Genomic DNA, 17978 nt, shown 5'->3' with positions numbered 1-17978 from the left:
CTAATGGACGAATCGACAACGCACGAAAGAATCAGCATAACCAAGGGCAGACCGAACGCCTCCGAGATCGCCGCGCTCACCGCGGTGCTCCTCGCCTGCGAAGCCACCGTCGAAAACATCGCGGAAGATTCAACGAGCCACCGTTCCGCGGATTGGACGGAACCGGTCACCCAAGGGGGACGAAGCTGGCGGCAAAGAAACCGCTGACAACCCTTGACGAATTGTCCGCAAACTCCGAAACTTTCCAGCCGAAACCTCGAACCAGCACGGGAACAAACTCGAAAAGATTGGACAACACCATGACGGAAAAACAGAAAGTGGTTGTCATCGGGGCAACCGGAAACGTTGGACCTCACGCAGTTTCACAGCTTCTCGAAAAGGGCGTCGAAACGCGAGCCCTGACACTGCCTGACGACCCGAAAATCAACAGGCTCGAAGAGGGCGTGGAGGTGTTTCACGGCGATCTGAGCGATCCCGATTCGCTGGATCGCTGCCTGGAAGGAGCAACGAGCGTGTTCCTGATGTGGCCTTTCTTCACCCTGGACGTGGAAACTGTCCCGGACGTGCTCAAGCGCATTAAGCAACACACCGAGAAAGTGGTTTTCGTCTCCTCGATCGGTGTGCAAAACGGAATCGAAACGGTGGACAACCGCTGCCATGCTTTCGTCGAACGGGAGATCGAGCGCCTCGGGATGGAGTGGACCTTCCTCCGCACTACCGGCTTCTGCTGCAATGCCGGGACCGGCTGGGCACATCAGATCCGATCGGAGGGAGTGGTTCGTTCTCCTTACGGCAACGCCACTCGTAGCCCGATCCACGAGGCTGACCTGGCAGCTGTCGCGGTTCGGGCGCTGACCGAGGAAGGCCACTCCGGACAGCGGTACGTCGTAACCGGCCCCGAGGCACTGAGTCAGATCGAACAGTTGCGGATCATCTCCGAGGTGAGCGGACGAGAAGCGCGATGGGTCGATGTTCCCCACGAGTCGGCCAGCACGAATATGATCGAAAGCGGCTGGCCCGCCGCGTACGCCGAGGGCGCGCTGGAGTACTTCGCGATACTGACCAAGGAGCCCGAGAGGGTCACTTCGACCGTCGAGGAGGTCCTCGAAAGGCCTGCGCGCACGTTTCGGCAGTGGTCGGAGGAGAACTCCGACCTGTTCCGCTGAGCGAGCGGTTTGGAGGCGATGATGAGCACGACGAGCACCTCGGAAACGAACTCGGAATACGTCACCTTCTGCACCTTGCGGACAACCGATCCCGAAACCGGCCGGGAGCTCGCCGAAACAGCCGCGAGAGAAGTCCGCGACTCGATCAGCGATTCAGAAGGTTTCCGCTCCGCACTCGTACACATCAGTACGGACGACACAACAGTGGTTATCCTGACCGGATGGTCCGGTGCTGCCGACCACCGGCGAATCATCCTGGAATCCCCGGAGGCCGAGAAACTCCGTACGTTGGCGGACCGTCCCGGCGTCGTTTCAGCCGAGAGCTTCAGCGGAGTTCCCGCGCCGGGTATCCACGGTCCGGATTCGGACAAGGAACCCGGAATAGTGGTACTGGCGACACGGCAAGTCGGCGGACACGACAACGCGAATGCGCTCGCCGATTTATTGGTGCGCAGCGGGGAGTGGAAGCGTCACTTCCCCGGCTTCGTCGGTGCCACGCCGTACATCAGCGTCGACGGCGAGACGTACATCAACTACCCGGGCTGGGTCGACGACGAGGCGTGCGACGCCTACCTGGCGGATCCGCGAAACGCGGCCGGGCAACCGGACATCGCCGCGCTCGAGGTGTCCGAACCGAAATTCCTGTGGTGCACGGTCTTCCGAAGGATATCCGGACGGAAAAAGGGAGATCGAGAACCGGCGTGATCGAGAGCCGGTGAGCCGCCAGCCGGGAATACCCACCCTGTCGGAGCGCCGCAGGAGAACACAGATGAACGAATCCACCGACGAGATCACCCTGGACGCGGCGGGAGTTCCGCTGTCCGGCTTGTTGGCCGAGCCCACTCACACGGAACCCCGGGGGGTCGTGGTCGCACTGCACGGTGCGGGGATGCGGGCAGGGTACTTCCACGGTCACTCGTACCCCGGGCAATCACTTCTGGAAACCGGAACGAGGTTGGGGTGGACTGTACTCGCGCTCGACCGCCCGGGGTACGGCTCATCGGCTCACCGCCTACCGCGGGGGCAGGAACTGGACGAACAGGCAGCCACGCTACGCGCTGGTTTGAAGGACTTCACCGACCGTTATTCCAGCGGAGCCGGTCTGTTCCTGCTGGGACACTCCTTCGGAGGAAAGCTCGTGCTCACAGTGGCCGGAAACGGTGGTGAGCAAGAGCTGCTCGGTGTCGATGTCTCGGGATGCGGACACCAGTACGCGGTGAGTCCCGATGAAATCTCCGACCTGCACGACAGAAGACGCTGGTGGCTGAACTGGGGCAAACTCGGATTCTACCCACCCGGTACCTTCCGCCACAGCGAGTCGATAGTGACACCGGTCCCCTGCCGTGAGATCGACGTGGCGAAGCGCTGGCCCGACATCTTTCCGACCATAGCGGCGAGGATACGTGTTCCGGTGCGCCTCACATTCGCCGAGCAGGAGAAATGGTGGCTCCACGGGGACGAGTCCACGACCGCCCTGGAAGAGCTGTTCCGCTCCACCACCGTCAAGGTGGAGCGGCAGCCGAACGCGGGCCACAACATCAGTCTGGGATGGGCGGCTCGCTCTTACCACCTCCGTGCAATCTCCTTCGCGGAAGAGTGCTTGGTGCGGCGCACCGTCGCTTTCGCACGAAAATAGCGAAATCCAACCTCAGCAACGTCGGTCCGAGCGCAATCGGACGCGATCGCTGACGAACTCATCACGAGACGCGAAAGAGTGGAACAAATATGACGCCGATCGAACATTTCCCACCAGCCGAGTTGTTCACCAAGGATTACTACCAGAACCCCTACCCCACTTTCGAGTGGCTGCGCACCAACTCTCCGGTGCACGAGTTCGATTTTCCGGTGGGCAACGTCCGCACCTGGATGGTTACACGCTACGACGACGTGAGAACGGTGCTGGCGGACCCACGGTTCAGCTCCGAGGGCGGGACGTGGGGAAACGCCGAGTTCCGCGAAGCCGGGCTGGTCAGCGGTTCCGGCAGCGTGCTGGAACGAGCGATCACAGTGGTGGATCCGCCTGCGCACACCCGGTTGCGGCGGCTGGCCATGAGTACCTTCACAACCCGTCGTATCGCTCATTGGCGGGACACCGTTCAGCGCATTGTCGAGAACACCCTGGACGATTGCGCGCGGCGTGGTTCCTTCGACGTGATGGACGATTACGCCGGTGTCGTCTCGTCCGATGTGCTGGGCGAGATCCTCGGATTCCGCATCGAACGGCACCGTGAACTGGTCGAGGCCATCGGCCAGGCGTTTCCGTCCGACCCGGGGCTCATGGATCAGGTTCCCGAAGGATTCAGGCGGATCTGCGAGTACGCCGAGGAGCTCGTCGCCGATAAACGTCGCGAGCCCGGTGATGACCTGACCTCGGCACTGGTGCACGCCAGCGAGGACGGTGACCGGCTGGACCACGAGGAACTGGTCGCCATGGTAGCCGCGATGATCATGGCCGGGAGCGACACGGTACGTGCGTTCGTGGGCAATGCCGTACTCGCGCTGCTGGACCATCCGGAACAGTGCGGATTGATGCTCTCCTCGCCGGAGTACACCAGCTCGGCGGTCGAGGAGCTACTGCGCTACGAGGGAGCGCTCAGCACCGCGCTGTTCCGCGTGACGACCGAGGAGCTGGAGCTGGCGGGAACCGTCCTGCCCGCGGGAGCACCGGTTATCGCGGTACTGCTGTCGGCGAACCGGGACCCCGACCGGTTCACCGCACCGGACCGGTTGGACATCACCCGCAACGAGTCGCGCCACGTCGGCTTCGGGCACGGGCTGCACAACTGCCTGGGGGCGGCACTGGCCCGGTTGGAGGGCGAGATCGCCATACCCGCCCTGTTCCGGCGGTTTCCGGATCTCGCCCGTGACATCCCACGAGAGGAGGTCGGCTACATCGAGAACTGGGCCATGCGACGGCTGGTTCGACTTCCGGTTTCCACCGGGATCCCAGTTCGTCCCTGACGGGAGGGAAAACCATGCGTGCAACCGCTCGAGTCGACCGGAGTCTCTGCCAAGGTGCCGGACTGTGCGAGGCGATGGGACCGGAACTCTTCAGAATCGACGAGGAAGGATACTCGGAGAATTCGCAGCGAAACATCACGAACGAGGAAAAAGTCCTATTGCTGCAGGACATCGCGGATTGTTGCCCCACGGGGGCTATAAGCGTGACCGTCTCCGAACAGGACTGACCGACAGCACGATCAGACGGAGGAGTTTTTCATGACCAATCGAGCGACCCATCCGGAACAGGACTCCGGAACGATAATCGGGAAGTTGTGGGAGCGAAATTACGACCCGCCCACCCGGCGGATCATCGAGAACCTGCCGATCGGGTCGGACTGGCGTTGCCTCGACGTGGGTGCCGGGCTCGGTTCCATGTCCCGCTGGCTGGCAGAGCGAACCCCACGCGGGTCGGTGCTCGCCATGGACGTCGACACCAGTCGGTTGGAGACTTCCGGAGCATCCAATCTGACGGTGCGGGAGGCCGACATCACCACCGCGGAGTTCGCCTCCGAGTCGTTCGAACTCGTGCTGATCCGTGCCGTGCTGTCGGAGTTGGACGACCCGGTGGATCTCCTCACCCGTGCGGCGGATTGGCTGTCGCCCGGCGGTTGGCTGGTTGCCGAGGACTTCTACTTCATGCCCAGCGAGGATGCGACCACTCCGGTGGGCAGCAGGGTCATCGACGGTTACATCAAGGCCGCCATGGCGGGCGGTGTCGACTGGCGTCAAGCACGCAGGCTACCCGCGACGCTCTCAAGGGTCGGGCTGGAATCGGTTGATGTCACTGTGCGTCCGCTCGGGCCGGGCCAGGGTCGTGAGGAGAACGAGTTGATGCGAGCCCGCATGGAACTGCAGGGGCAACCACTGGTGGACAACGGCCTGGTCGCGGCTGAGGACATCGAGGCGTTCCTGGCCGGACTCGATCGCCCCGAAGCACGCGACGTGACGACGCTGCAGTTCTCCGCATGGGGCCAACGGCCCGCGTCGGAACGGCGCAGCCGCTAGTCAGGTGGTGCCGCTGGTGCTACGCACCAGAGCGGTTGCACACCACTGCGCACCCTCGGACCGTCTTACGGCACGGACACCTCGACACGGACGTGCGGAGACGACCCGCTGAAGCACGGCCGGCGGTACCTCGGCGCGTCGCGGCTGCGACCGTTGGCCATGCCGATCATCATGGAGTACATCCGGCGGGATTTTCTCCGCTGCCGAGAAGTGGTGTTCACGAGGGCCGTGAAGTGACCACAGCCCGGCTGCCGGGAGCCGTAGCACCGGATCCCGGCAGCTCCGGACCGGCGCAGGGACTCGGCGGACAGTGCGCTGCTTCGCCGAGCAGGAGCAGAGCGATCCCTGCGTCATGCGCCCTCGGTGAATCATCGGTTCCACTCTCCGTCGCTCTCGTCGAACCGGCGCTCCGGTTCGACGACTTCGTCGAGACGGGCAACCACTCGAGGAGGTAATCGTGGAAACATCCATTCAGCAGGTCGAACAGCATTGCGCTCCCGTCGCCACGGACACGGGGGAGCCCGAGTTCAACGCTTCCCCGTGGTTTCCACCGGAACATCCCGAGGCCGACGAACCGAACGTGATTCGCGGTTACGACTGAGTGCGGCATCACAGTTCTGCCGCATCGACGCGCATTCCTCCGACAACCCGATCGTGAGTTCTTCCGTGCTTTGCGGGCATGCGGGAAAAGAGCCGACGCGGTCACGTTTCAGCGATGAACCGCCGACGAATCAGTGGCGTGCGAACCGAGGGGGCGTGATATTTCGGCCGTCCCGCTCGAACCCGGTACTGCTCGTCACGGGCGCGCGACGGGCGGTCTCGTGACGAGCAGTACCGGGGCTCGTGAGCCCATCGGAGGACGAGTCCCGAACGAACACGTTCGACCGGAACACGTTTCGGCGTGCCGGCTGCGCCCCGATAACCGAGCACACCGGTTCCCGGGCACAGCGCGGGAACCATCCGTCTTCCGTTGCCGCGGGGACGGCGCGGGGAGAGGCGATCGGAAACCCGGGCGGTGTGGTCGGCCGAGGCCTCCGGCCGCGCTCGCAGAAGGCCTCAGCACATGGTGGCCGCTTCGCTCGAACGGATCAGGGTCAGCGTTCGGCGCACGTGTTCGGTGACCTGCTCCTCACGAAGTGGCTGGTGCAGGACGAGCCGGTGGTAGTACAGCGGACCGGCCAGGAGGCTGACCGCCCACTCCAGGTCGAGCGATTCCGGTAGCTCACCCTCCTGCTGTGCTTCGGTGAGCAGGTCGACCACGCTCTGTCTCCGGATGGCGATGTAATCCCGATAAGCCGCAGCCAGGGTTTGATCGTATTCGGCGGCCACGGCCAGGCTACCGGCGATCGGCCCCCACTCGGAGGACCTCAGGCCCGCCCCCAGCGATCCGATCAGGCGTTGCACCTTCTCGTCGAAGGACTCGTCCTCCGGGAGATCCTCGGAGTCCTCACGCCGCAGTCGAGCGCCCAGGTGCTCGATAGCGTCGACGAGCAACGGGACTCGCTCCGGCCAGTGCCGGTACAGCGTACTGCGCGAGACACCCGCCGCTGCAGCGACGGCATCCATCGTCGTGGACTCGACTCCACGTTCGGCCAGCAGGTTCACGGTCGCCTCGAGCACCCGATTACGGGTGCGGATGGCGCGTGGATCACTTCGGTTCACACGTCCTCCCGCCTATAGAACAATACTGTTGCATACTTTCCTCGGCTCGTTTATAGTACACAACTGTTGCATAAGTGGTCACGTTACGAGGAGGGGTCGAAGCATGAGAGCGACGAGCACAGGGGATGGGCAGGAAGCCCTGCCCGCCCCGCCGCGGGGCGCGGTGGCCGCGTTCTCCGGGATGATGGTGGTGGTTTTCCTCGCCGGGATCGACAGCACGGTCGTGGCCACGGTCCTACCCTCGATCCTGGCCGACCTGGGGGGCGCTTCCCTGCTGACATGGGTGGTGACCTCCTACCTGCTGACCACGGCGGTGTCCGTTCCGCTGTGGGGCAAGGCGGCCGACCTGACCGGTAAGAGGCGACTGTACGTGCTGGCCACGACCGTTTTCCTCGTCGGATCCGTGGCTGTGGCCGTGGCGCCCAACATGCCGGTCATGCTCACCGCCCGGGCCTTGCAGGGAATCGGCACCGGAGGTCTGATGGCGCTGACCCCGACGATCGTCGGGGAACTGTTCCCCGTGGAGATACGCGGACGCTTCCACGGACGGCAGGGGGCGATACTGGCAGGCGCCAACATCGTCGGACCGCTGGTGGGCGGCGTGTTCACGGCAACCCTGGGGTGGCGTGCGGCTTTCTGGATCAACCTGCCGCTGGCGTTACCGGCGCTGGTACTGGTGATGCGCCACCTGAGTTCCGTTGCTCCGGTGCAGCGGTCTCGCCGCCTCGACCTCGTCGGCGCGACTCTGCTGGCAGCGGCCAGTGCGGCGCTGCTGTTGGCGCTGAGTCAGGACTCGGCGCTGGCTTCCGGTTCATCCAGGATCGTACTACTGATCATCGCCGGTACCGCCGTGATGGCATACCTGCCCTGGCAAAACCGTCACAGTGATCCGATCCTGCCGCTGCGAGTGTTGCGCTCCCCCACCATCGCGGGTGCGATCACGCTCTCCTTCCTCGCAGGGGCCACCATGCTCACCGTCGTCACTTACGCACCAATGTATGCCCAGACGGTGCAAAACCAGTCGGCGGCGATGTCCGGTGCGCAACTGCTCCCACTGACAGCGGCCGTGCTGGTCAGCAACCTGCTCGGCGGCTCGCTCATCACCTGGTTCGGACGCTACCGCCCGTTCATACTGCTCGGCACCCTGGCCACCACGGCCGGCTCCGTCCTGCTCGCAACCCTCGACATCAACACCCCCGCCGCAGTGTTCACCGCGGCACTGATACTGATGGGCGTGGGGATGGGACTGACCATGCAGCCTGCCGTGCTCGTACTGCAAAACGCCGTCGGTAAGTCCGACCTCGGTTCCGCCACGGCGGCGAGCACCTTCTTCCGCCAGATCGGCTCCACACTGGCCATCGGAATCCTGGGGGGACTGCTGACGGCACGTACCGGTCCCCAACTGTCCGAACTCGCGCACGGCATGGAAAGCGGTGCCGCAGCCACCGCGGCCCGTACCGAGATCGCCTCCGCCTTCGGCGACATCTTCCTGATGCTGACGCCGGTGATGGCGATCGGAGTCATCGTCGCACTGATACTGCCGGAAAAGCCCCTCTCCAGTTCCGCTCCCGCGGAGCAGGAACCGAAGGCGGAGCCCGAGAGCAAGACCACGACCTCGAGCTGATCCACCACGGCCCCGGGGTCACGAGTTCTCCCGGACGGGAAGCGGACTCCGCCACGCCGCAAACAACCGACCTGCGACAACAGATCTTCAACGAGAACAACGCAACCGGACCGAAACGACCGCGGGAAACCACCATGTCGGAAAAAACCGAACGGAAAACCCACGCTCCGCACAGGATCGGCATCGTCCTCGACATCGCCTGCGTGTGGTCCTACCTCGGATACACACGTTTCAGCAGGGTCGCCGCACGCCGACGAAACGCCGGGTACTCGCTGGAGGTGACCTTCCACCCCTTCCAAGTGGCCCCCGAGGCATCCCCCCAGGGCGAGTGGCTGACGACGGCTCACCAGCGCGACTTCGGATCCGAGGCGGAACAGAAGGAGCAGCAGCTGACCCGGTTCGCCGCCGCGGAAGGGATCCCGATTCACTTCGATCGGGCGGTGTTCACCAACACCTTCGAGGCACACCGCCTCATCGCGGTAGCCGCCGAGCAGGGGATGGGCGAAGCGATCACCGAACGCCTGTTCCGCGCCTATTTCGTCGAAGGCCACAATGTCGCCGACCGGGACACGCTCAGCTCGCTGGCCGCCGAATCCGGGGTCGCGTGGAGCGAGGAAGGCGCAGCAAGACTACGGGACGAACTCGCCCGGACGAGGGAAAACACCAACGCCGTACCACGGTTCATCGTCGAAGGCGGCAAAACGCTCACAGGGCTCCAATCGGAAGAATCCCTGGACGCCGCCCTGGAAGCCGCGGAAGACGAACACTCGAATCAGAGTTGATCTCTTATTTTTCCGCGCTCCGTCCCGCGGAAACGGATTACGAGACGAAGCGCACCTCGAGCCACCACCGGACGACGCCGACCGAGTAGCAACGGCGCAACCGGTAGCGCTCGGCCCGGCAACATCGTCCGTACCTGACCGGATCACGGTCACGACGAAAGGAATGAAGCAGTGTTCGGCAACCTCACCGTCACCGTCATCGACTGCGACGACGTCGACGAAATGACCCGCTTCTACCGGGACCGCCTCAATCTGAAAGTGCTGGACCAGGGGGAGAACCACACCGTCTTCGACACCGGGAACGGCGGAGAACTGGTGGTCGAGTCGCACGGTGTGCGGCACCCCGTGAGCATGGCGTTCACAGACGTCGACATCTCGAAGGCGCACAGCGCGCTCGCCGACCTGGCGCCCACGGAACCAGTCCCCCACAAGGACGGACAACGATTCTCCGCGCAGGATCCCGAAGGGAACAGGATTATCTTCGTCGACGCGTAGTTCGCCGATTCGGGTGAACAATATCGCCCGATCAGTGCTCGGGCGCCGAGTCCGCCCCGTGGAGGACACTTCGGACGGAGCACCGAATCGGACCCGAGAAGAAACACGAGTACAACTCTGTGTCAAGTCCGTTGCACCACTCGACGTTTCTTGGGGACACTCGGCGTGTCCTCCGGATCATGCTCGTAACGAGCGAAGGCACTGACAATGTCGATTCACGATGGAGAAGAAATGACGGAGAACATCACCAAGCTCGCGGTCATCATCGGAAGCGTGCGTGATGGCCGCTTCGGGCCGACCGTGGCGAACTGGTTCGTCGAACAGGCCGAACGACACGGGGGCATCGAAGTCGAGCTGATCGATCTGTTGGACTACCCGCTTCCCCTGAACATGCCGTCGGCGGACAGTCTCGACGCGGAGACGAAGACGCTGCACCGACAGCTGCAGGCCAAGATCTCCGACGCAGACGCCTACGCGGTGGTCACGCCGGAGTACAACCACACCACTTCGCCGGCACTGTCGAACACCATCGACTGGTTCCTCCAGGAATGGAAGGCCAAGCCGGTGGGGCTCATCTCTTACGGCGGTATGGGCGGTGGCCTGCGCGCGGCCGAGCACCTGCGGCAGATCTTCGCCGAGTTGCACGCCGTAACGGTGCGGGACATGCTCAGCTTCCACAATCCCTGGGGCAAGTTCGGGGAGGGTGATGTTCCGGTGGCTCCCGAGGGCAGCGAGGAAGCGGCCAAGGTGCTGCTGGATCAGCTGGTTTGGTGGGGACAAGCGCTGCGACGGGCGCGGACGGAGGTACCCTACGTCGCCTGAGCCCGGGGGTGCCGCCGCACGTTTCCCAGCTCCCGGAGGCACGCCTGCGTCGAATTTGCAATTGGTTTCTCATTTCGTTCCAGGGGATTCCACGGCGTCGGATGACTTCGAACCGGTTCGTCGCACCCGCACCGCACGAGAGGGACGGATTCGACTGCGTTCATCGGGCAGCGGTCCGTTCGGAGATCGGTGCGGTACCGAACCCTTGACGTGATCATGGCGGAGTGCCTGTCACCACGATGCGGAATTCCTCTCGCTCAATCACGCGCGGCCACTGAACGACACCCCGACACGGAACTGAATATTTTTCGTGCTCCCAACTCGTGCTTCGTCCCATCGGCACACGGTTGACCACGGGGATGAATGCGAGTTCCTTACGGATCCCACGCCTTCTCGGCGAGATGGGTTCGTGACATCGCGGGGTACGAGTCGGCCGGTCGTTCCGACGCCGTCCGTCGGTTCGGCGTCATCCAGCACGGAAGGACGTATCAAGGTGCACAAGGTACTGATAGCCAATCGGGGCGAGATCGCTGTAAGAGTGGCCCGTGCATGTCGGGACGCGGGACTGGCCAGTGTTGCCGTTTACGCGGAACCGGACCGTGCTGCCATGCACGTTCGGCTATCGGAGGAGGCGCACGCGTTGGGGGGCAACTCCCCGGCCGAGAGCTACCTCGACATGGACAAAGTACTCAAAGCGGTCAAGGACTCCGGTGCGGATGCCGTACACCCCGGTTACGGGTTCCTCTCGGAGAGTCCGGAGTTCGCCGAGAGGATCATCGACGCGGGGGTTACCTGGATCGGCCCCTCCCCCGGGGCCATCCGAGCCCTGGGGGACAAGGTGGCCGCGCGTCACATCGCACAGCAGGTCGAAGCACCGCTGGTGGCGGGCACGGCCGATCCGGTCACCGACACGGCGGAGGTCGTGGCCTTCGCCGAGGAACACGGCCTGCCGATCGCCATCAAGGCCGCCCACGGTGGCGGGGGGCGCGGGCTGAAGGTGGCTCGCAGCCTGGAGGAGATTCCCGAACTTCACGACTCGGCAGTACGCGAGGCCGTAACCGCTTTCGGCCGCGGTGAGTGCTTCGTGGAACGCTATCTGGACCGGCCGAGACATGTGGAGACCCAGTGTCTGGCGGACGAACACGGCAACGTGGTGGTGGTTTCCACCCGTGACTGCTCACTGCAGCGTCGGCACCAGAAACTCGTGGAGGAGGCCCCCGCGCCCTTCCTGAGCCGAGCGCAGCACGAGGAGCTGTATCGCGCTTCGAAGGCGATCCTGCGGCAGGCGGGTTACGTCGGAGCGGGCACGTGCGAGTTCCTTGTCGGTCAGGACGGCACCATTTCCTTTCTGGAGGTCAACACCCGATTACAGGTCGAACATCCGGTGACCGAGGAAGTGACGGGGATCGACCTCGTCCGTGAGATGTTCCGCATAGCCGACGGTGGCGAGTTGGACTACGAAGACCCTCCGGCACGCGGCCATTCCTTCGAGTTCCGAATCAACGGTGAGGACGCGGGAAGAGATTTTCTCCCGGCCCCGGGAACGGTGAACGAGTTCGCCGTTCCGGCCGGGCCGGGGGTGCGGCTGGACACCGGCGTGGAGGAAGGAAGCGTTATCGGCCCGTCCTGGGACTCCTTGCTGGGCAAACTGATCGTGACGGGTCCGAGTCGCGAAGCGGCCCTGCAACGGGCGAATCGCGCGCTGGAGGAGTTCCGGATCACGGGCATGGCCACGGTACTTCCGTTCCACCGCAAGGTGATCCTGGAATCAGCTTTCGCTCCGGAATCGCACGGCTCCGGAGCTCGGTTCGATGTGCACACGCGTTGGATCGAAACGGAATTCGACAACACGATCGCGGCCTACGAGGGGGACGCCGAGCCCGAGGCGGAGCGCGACCCCCTCGAACACCGCCGGACGGTGGTCGCCGAGGTCGACGGGAGGCGCTTGGAGATCTCCCTGCCCGCTTCCCTGATCACCACCGGTCGGAACAACGGTGTGGAGTCGAGGAAGCCCAGACGTGTCGCGGGGACGAGCGGTTCGACGACCTTGTCGGCAGAAGAACTGACCGCACCCATGCAGGGAACCGTCGTCAAGGTCGCCGTGGCGGAGAACCAGCGGGTCGAGGAGGGAGAGCTCGTTGTCGTCGTGGAGGCGATGAAGATGGAGCAACCCATCAGCGCGCATCGAAGCGGCGTGGTCAAAAACATCGACCTCGAAAGCGGCACGGGAGTCTCGGCCGGGTCGGTGCTTTGTCGGATCGAGGACTGAGGTACCGGCCCGAAACCGCCGAGCGCTAGGAGTTTCGAGGCTGTTTCAGGGTGAGCGCAACAGCTCGGAAAGGCTTGATCAGGGGATCCTCGCGACGGATTCGTCGGGCTCTTTGCCGGGCAGGTCACGACCGTGCCCGGCGGAGCGGCCCGCATGTGCCCCTGACCCGCGGTATGCCACGTGCCGCACTCCCCGTTCGAGCAGGAGTCCAACTCCTCCGAGAACGATCATCGACTGCCCCTGATCACCGGGATTCGTCGGTCTCGTCCCGAGGGTGTGTGGTCGTTTCCTGAATGTGTTGCACTTCCGACCAGTACCCCTGGGCCTGTTCGGAGGCCTGATTCAGTACGTGTCGCAGATTGCTGAGATGCTCGACGGCCCGGTCGAGCGCCTCGTGCGGGTGATCCTGAAGTGCTCGACGGTAGAGGCGTTCGCGGTCGTCCTCGTTGATCTGGGTAACCAACTCGCCCGCGAACGCGGCCATCGCAGCCAGCGTTCCCACCAGAGCCGAGCCGTAAGCGGTCCAGTCCATCTCCTCGAGACGGGTATGGCGCTGGCCTTGCGCGGCGTTTTCGAGTTCGGTCCGCGCGTTGTAGATCGATTCCAGCGGGTGTTCCGGCATGCTCACGGATTTCACCATACCTCGGCAACGGAGGGCATGCTCGCTGTTTGACGGCCGAGAACGTCCTTGTCGACCTTTCCCAGGGGCGGACGGAACGAGAGCGCGGCCGGGCCCGAGACTGCTGCCCGCGTGGGAATATCCGGCAAGTGTCCCGTGGCGCCACCACACCCGTTTTCCGCTACAGCGCACCGAGCATCGCTCCCGCTTCACGCGGTATTTCCGAGCGGTGAATCCGCCTCCCGGCGGTTAACGTGGAAACCGTGGAGTTCGGGGCATGGCGAGCGAAGGAACACGTGCTGTGGGAAGCCTTGTGGAATCAGGCAGCAGGTCCGATCGCGCTTGTCGACCTGTCGGGCCGTCACCTGGATGTAAACCCCGCTCTGTGCGATCTCCTCGGCTACGACCGCGAGACGCTACTCCACCTGTCACCCGTGGAGATCACGTACCCGGGTGACTACGCGATGGAACGAGAAACGATCAACAGCCTCATACGGGAGGAGATCGACGGCTTCTCCTCGGAGAAGCGGCTACTGCGTTCCGACGGCCGCGCCGTCCTCATGCTCGTCAACAGCTCGCTGATCAGGGCTCCGGACGGCTCCCCAGAGATGATCGTCTCACAGTTTCACGACATCACCGCCCGCCGGGAGTCGGAACGACTGTGGCAGCAGACGCTGGTCAACACCCCGGTGGGCGTGGCATCGACCGACTTGGCGGGCCGGTTGTCCGAAGCCAACGGCAAGTTCTGCGAGTTGGTCGGTCTGCGCAGGCAGGAACTACTGGGGCAACCGTTCACCGATTTGATCTACAACGGGGATCAGGCACGAGTGGAGGCCCTGCAAACCGAGTTCCGAGAAGGAAGTATCGACACGAGCACGATCGAGATTCGTCTACGACACCGGGACGGTCATACCCTGTGGGTTCTGGGCAGGCTCGGACTTGTGCGGGGACTCGAGGAGCTGCCTGCCTATGTCGTCGGCCAGTACGAGCCGATCGGCGACGACACACAGCTCAGCGAAGAACGCCTGGCCGAGCTGACCCGCATGGCGCTGCACGATCCGTTGACCGAAGTAGCCAACCGTTCCCTGCTCGGCGACCGCTTCCAGCAGGAACTCTGCACGTTGTCGAAAGCGGGTGGCGTGCTCCTCGTACTGCTGGTCGACCTCGACGGGTTCAAGGAGGTCAACGATCAGTACGGCCACGACGCCGGTGACGAGATCCTGAGAGCCGCGGCTCGCGAACTGTCGAACGTCGTACGCTCGGGCGATACCGTGGCCCGCATCGGGGGAGACGAGTTCGTCGTGCTCGCCTATCTGACCAACCAGGGAGAGGCCATCAAGCTGCGTGCCAGGGTCGAGCAACGGCTCAACACCGCGACCAGCATAGCCGGCGGGCGCATTCGAGTCACAGCCAGCGTCGGAATGTCCACCACTCGCGACCCCTCGACCTCCTACAGCGACCTGAAAAACGAAGCCGATCAAGACATGTACATACGCAAGCACAACCTTCCGAGTAGCACGAGGACTTCAGGGCAGCTCCGAATCCGGCGAAGAGGTCCCTATTGACGGATTACACCGGACCAGACATCGGAAACCGAATTCGGCGACGATTCGGATGATCGTGAGCCAGCCCCACCGCAACTTTTCCGATGCGGTTGCGCGGGGCGAATGAGGCTTCCGGGAAGCACGGTCGTTACCGCCCCCTCGAGGGAACTGATCGCTGCTCACCGGCCAGGGTTCGGCTCGTGACACGCCGCTTCGCGGAATCCGCCCCCCGACGACCGGACGCTGCCAGTCCGGTTCACGAAGACGTCACGGCGTCCGGAAACCGCGAAAAGCCACCTGGTTGCGGATCACGAAACCGAGCCGTTCGTAGAGCGCGCGGGCGCCGGTGTTGGCAGCCGCCACGTGCAGGAAGGGGCGCTCGCCCCGGCCCTCGATACGTTCGATCAGCGCGCGCACCAGCCTGGCGGCGTGACCTCGTCCGCGAGCCTCGGGAGCGGTGCACACGGCACTGATCTCGGACCAGCCCGTGGGGCGGAGCCGCTCGCCCGCCATCGCTACCAGCGTGCCGTTCTCGCGGATGCCCAGATAGGTGCCGAGTTCGCGCGTTCGGGGCCGGAACGGCCCCGGAGAGGTCCGTTCGGTGAGGTCGAGCATCTCGGGAACGTCGTCGGTTCCCAGCTCGACCACGGCCGGATCGCGCCCCACACCGGCGTACTCCTCGGATCGTCCGTCGACGGGAAGGATCATCTGGAGACCTTCGAGGGAGAAGACGGGCTCCCAGTCCGCCGGCGGGTTCGCCGGGCAGCTGAACATGTCGGCCAGTGCGCCACGACCGAGCAACTCGGCCAGATCCGACCACGAGTCCTGGTCCGGCTCGGCGGGCAGCGCGCAGAAGGTGGCGACTTCCGGCGTGTAGGTGGCCGCCCGGCCGACCAGGCGTGCGAGGTGCGCGTGGTGCCCGCGCAACGACTCGCCGACGGGGTCGTCGAGTACCTCCGCGTCGCGCTCGACCATCGTTGTGCCCCTCCTCCGGCCAGCAGGTGTTCGTGGCGATCTCCGCCGTCCGGAGCATCCCACCGACCGATCCCTGCGCTACCGGGAGCTCAGGTTTCGGCCCGCACGACCAACCACACTGGACGAGCCGACCTTCCCGAGTCCAACAGGGTCGAGTTATGAGGATGGACTCCCACCGACCCGCACGGGCGCAGGCCCCTGGAGAGGCTCTCCGGTGAGGCACTACGGATCGGTGTCATGCCGGGAAAGTTCGGTTGCCAGGTCTCGTCAACGGCGCGGTTCCCACTGGAAGAGCCGAGAAGCCAGCACGCCGGCGATGGCGACCCACGCCAGGGTGGGTGCGAGCAGCAACAGGGAGCCCGTCACAGCGGCGCCGCCGTTCCAGGCGTTGACGACCAGCTCGGTGGCCGACCCGCCGGGTAGCAATCGTTTGAGCAGGGTGAACCGCTCGGTGCCGGTGATACCCACCCAGCTGGCCACTCCGATGACGCCGAGGGTGACGGGCAGCGTGGTCACCTGGGCGTGTTCGGGGGAATTGGTCAGCCCTGCCGTGGCCAACCCCAGGCCGAGCATCATGATCACAGTCGCGAGGACGGCCGTAGCCAGGAGAGCGATGTTGCCCGGCAGACCGGCGACCGCGCCCAGCACGGTCAGGATGACCACCACCTGAGTCAGCGCGATGACGGAGAGCGGCAGCAACAAGCCGACTAGGATTCCGGCGTCACCAGCTGCGGTTGAGCGCAGCCGCTTGAGGAAAAGATTCTGGCGGCGAGAGGCCAGGGTGGTCACAGCCGTGGTGTAGAACCCGAACGCCCCCACGGTGAACAGCACGATGGCGGCGATGTAGCCGATGCTGGCCACCGAGGCGAAGAGCTCGTGCTGCCGGATGAAGAACGCACTGACCGCCGCGGGCATCACGAAACCGGATACCAGCACCAGCCTGTTCCGAAAAATCTGAATCAGCTCACTGCGGGCGATGGAAAGCATGGAAAGTCCTTCTCCGAGAAGTCACGAACGTGGTTCAGTCGTCGCCGATGGCCCGGAAGACGTCGTCGAGCCTGGTCGGGCCGGCTTCGAGATCGCACAACTCCACCGCGTGGTACTGCGCCCACCCGAGCAGGGTGTACATGTCCCGCTGCAGGTGATGCGTCTCGATGAAGCAACTGCCGTCGTTCTCACACGTTGCCCGCAGCGGCAGGGCCGGTGTGGTGTTCGTGAGGGTGAAGCGGATAACGGCAGGGAGGGTCCGCGTCAGTTCGGAAACGGTCCCTTCCCTGTGCAGGGTTCCCCGGTGCATGAGCCCGATGCGATCGGCGCGCTGCTGGGCCTCCTCCAGGTAGTGCGTGGTGAGCACGATGGTCGACCCCGCGGCACGCAGCTTGTCCACGGAACTCCACAGGGCGTCACGGGACTGGATGTCCAAGCCGGTGGTGGGTTCGTCCAGGAAGATCAGCTCCGGTGCCCCGTACACAGCGGTGGCGAAATCCAGTCGCCTTTTCTCGCCCCCGGAGAGCTGGGAGACCTTGGTACCGGCCTTGCTCGTGAGGTCGACAATGCCCAGGACGTGTTCGACCGTGTCCGTACGCCCGGTGAGTTTCCCGATCAACCGGACCGATTCCCGCACTGTCAGATCCGGGGAGAACCCGCTCTCCTGCAGCATGATGCCCGTCCTGGGACGCACCGCACGCCGATCGCGCGGGTCCTGGCCGAAGACCCGTACGGTGCCCGAGGTGGCGGCGCGGTGGCCTTCGACGATCTCCAGGGTCGATGTCTTGCCGGCCCCGTTCGTACCGAGCAGGGCGTAGAGCTCTCCGCTTCGTACCTGAAGGGACACGTCCTTCACGGCATGATGGTCACCGTAGGTGAGATTCAGCCGTGCCACGTCGATGACCGGAGTCGAGTTCATGGCTTCGATCCCAGCAACCACGGCACTCACCGACCAGTGGAATCACGTCACCTGTTCACCATGACATTTTTCGAGTGAACGTATGACACCGTGTCACTACCCGGCA

At 64.3% G+C, this 17978-nt stretch carries 19 protein-coding genes; 14 read left to right on the top strand and 5 right to left on the bottom strand.

What is annotated here, in order from left to right; genetic code table 11:
• The first annotated feature begins 3 nt into the window (after positions 1-3).
• The 8 genes from BLR41_RS23985 (at position 4) to BLR41_RS22825 (ending at position 5775) form a co-directional block, all read left to right on the top strand.
• The gene (locus BLR41_RS23985) at positions 4-207 is read left to right on the top strand and encodes an acyl-CoA carboxylase subunit epsilon (RefSeq protein ID WP_092627502.1); all 204 of its coding nucleotides are present in this window, start codon (positions 4-6) and stop codon (positions 205-207) included.
• Positions 153-1166, top strand: coding sequence for an NmrA family NAD(P)-binding protein (locus tag BLR41_RS08900; protein WP_245694009.1), 1014 nt, complete (start codon positions 153-155; stop codon positions 1164-1166). Before BLR41_RS23985 ends, BLR41_RS08900 begins: the two co-directional genes overlap by 55 nt.
• Before the next feature lie 21 nt (positions 1167-1187).
• The gene (locus BLR41_RS08895; RefSeq protein WP_176797887.1) at positions 1188-1871 is read left to right on the top strand and encodes an antibiotic biosynthesis monooxygenase; all 684 of its coding nucleotides are present in this window, start codon (positions 1188-1190) and stop codon (positions 1869-1871) included.
• A 64-nt stretch (positions 1872-1935) separates the two neighbouring features.
• Positions 1936-2802, top strand: a complete 867-nt coding sequence (locus tag BLR41_RS08890; RefSeq protein ID WP_092627500.1) for an alpha/beta hydrolase — start codon at positions 1936-1938, stop codon at positions 2800-2802.
• 89 nt (positions 2803-2891) lie between these two features.
• Positions 2892-4127 (top strand): cytochrome P450 family protein, encoded by a 1236-nt coding sequence (locus BLR41_RS08885; protein WP_245694008.1) that lies wholly within the window; start codon positions 2892-2894, stop codon positions 4125-4127.
• Between the two features lie 14 nt (positions 4128-4141).
• Complete coding sequence (locus BLR41_RS23980; protein ID WP_092627499.1) at positions 4142-4354, top strand: ferredoxin; 213 nt, start codon at positions 4142-4144, stop codon at positions 4352-4354.
• Between the two features lie 31 nt (positions 4355-4385).
• A complete protein-coding gene (locus BLR41_RS08875; RefSeq protein WP_092627498.1) occupies positions 4386-5174 on the top strand; it encodes a class I SAM-dependent methyltransferase in 789 nt (262 codons plus the stop codon).
• A 457-nt stretch (positions 5175-5631) separates the two neighbouring features.
• Positions 5632-5775, top strand: coding sequence for a hypothetical protein (locus tag BLR41_RS22825; RefSeq protein ID WP_176797886.1), 144 nt, complete (start codon positions 5632-5634; stop codon positions 5773-5775).
• 455 nt (positions 5776-6230) lie between these two features.
• Here BLR41_RS22825 and BLR41_RS08870 read toward each other — a convergent pair whose 3' ends face one another.
• Positions 6231-6836 (bottom strand): TetR/AcrR family transcriptional regulator, encoded by a 606-nt coding sequence (locus BLR41_RS08870; protein WP_245694007.1) that lies wholly within the window; start codon positions 6834-6836, stop codon positions 6231-6233.
• Positions 6837-6939: 103 nt separating this feature from the next.
• Here BLR41_RS08870 and BLR41_RS08865 point away from each other — a divergent pair, with 103 nt between their 5' ends.
• The 5 genes from BLR41_RS08865 (at position 6940) to BLR41_RS08845 (ending at position 12828) form a co-directional block, all read left to right on the top strand.
• Positions 6940-8460, top strand: a complete 1521-nt coding sequence (locus BLR41_RS08865; protein ID WP_092627497.1) for an MDR family MFS transporter — start codon at positions 6940-6942, stop codon at positions 8458-8460.
• A gap of 134 nt (positions 8461-8594) precedes the next feature.
• Entirely contained in the window at positions 8595-9242 is a 648-nt protein-coding gene (locus BLR41_RS08860) for a DsbA family oxidoreductase (protein WP_092627496.1), read from the top strand.
• A gap of 171 nt (positions 9243-9413) precedes the next feature.
• Positions 9414-9737 carry a VOC family protein gene (locus BLR41_RS08855; RefSeq protein WP_092627495.1) on the top strand — a complete coding sequence of 108 codons (324 nt, stop codon included), beginning with the start codon at positions 9414-9416 and terminating at the stop codon, positions 9735-9737.
• Positions 9738-9968: 231 nt separating this feature from the next.
• The gene (locus tag BLR41_RS08850) at positions 9969-10559 is read left to right on the top strand and encodes an NADPH-dependent FMN reductase (protein WP_092627494.1); all 591 of its coding nucleotides are present in this window, start codon (positions 9969-9971) and stop codon (positions 10557-10559) included.
• A gap of 493 nt (positions 10560-11052) precedes the next feature.
• Positions 11053-12828, top strand: a complete 1776-nt coding sequence (locus BLR41_RS08845; RefSeq protein WP_092627493.1) for an acetyl/propionyl/methylcrotonyl-CoA carboxylase subunit alpha — start codon at positions 11053-11055, stop codon at positions 12826-12828.
• 244 nt (positions 12829-13072) lie between these two features.
• Here BLR41_RS08845 and BLR41_RS08840 read toward each other — a convergent pair whose 3' ends face one another.
• Positions 13073-13450 carry a hypothetical protein gene (locus BLR41_RS08840; RefSeq protein ID WP_342745350.1) on the bottom strand — a complete coding sequence of 126 codons (378 nt, stop codon included), beginning with the start codon at positions 13448-13450 and terminating at the stop codon, positions 13073-13075.
• A gap of 260 nt (positions 13451-13710) precedes the next feature.
• Between BLR41_RS08840 and BLR41_RS08835 the strand changes: the two genes are divergently transcribed.
• Positions 13711-15012: a sensor domain-containing diguanylate cyclase gene (locus BLR41_RS08835; protein ID WP_176797885.1), complete on the top strand. Its 1302-nt coding sequence runs from the start codon at positions 13711-13713 to the stop codon at positions 15010-15012.
• A 246-nt stretch (positions 15013-15258) separates the two neighbouring features.
• Here BLR41_RS08835 and BLR41_RS08830 read toward each other — a convergent pair whose 3' ends face one another.
• The 3 genes from BLR41_RS08830 to BLR41_RS08820 all read right to left on the bottom strand — a co-directional run bounded on the left by BLR41_RS08830 (position 15259) and on the right by BLR41_RS08820 (position 17872).
• Positions 15259-15966: a GNAT family N-acetyltransferase gene (locus BLR41_RS08830; protein WP_092627491.1), complete on the bottom strand. Its 708-nt coding sequence runs from the start codon at positions 15964-15966 to the stop codon at positions 15259-15261.
• Between the two features lie 267 nt (positions 15967-16233).
• Entirely contained in the window at positions 16234-16953 is a 720-nt protein-coding gene (locus BLR41_RS08825) for an ABC transporter permease (protein WP_092627490.1), read from the bottom strand.
• A gap of 34 nt (positions 16954-16987) precedes the next feature.
• On the bottom strand, positions 16988-17872 hold the full coding sequence (locus BLR41_RS08820) for an ABC transporter ATP-binding protein (RefSeq protein ID WP_092627489.1): 885 nt from the start codon (positions 17870-17872) through the stop codon (positions 16988-16990).
• Between the last annotated feature and the right edge of the window lie 106 nt (positions 17873-17978).

The organism is Actinopolyspora mzabensis, from assembly GCF_900101095.1.
GTDB lineage: Bacteria > Actinomycetota > Actinomycetes > Mycobacteriales > Pseudonocardiaceae > Actinopolyspora > Actinopolyspora mzabensis.
Note: the sequence above shows the minus strand (reverse complement) of the source record. Positions and strands in the feature narration are given on the sequence as shown.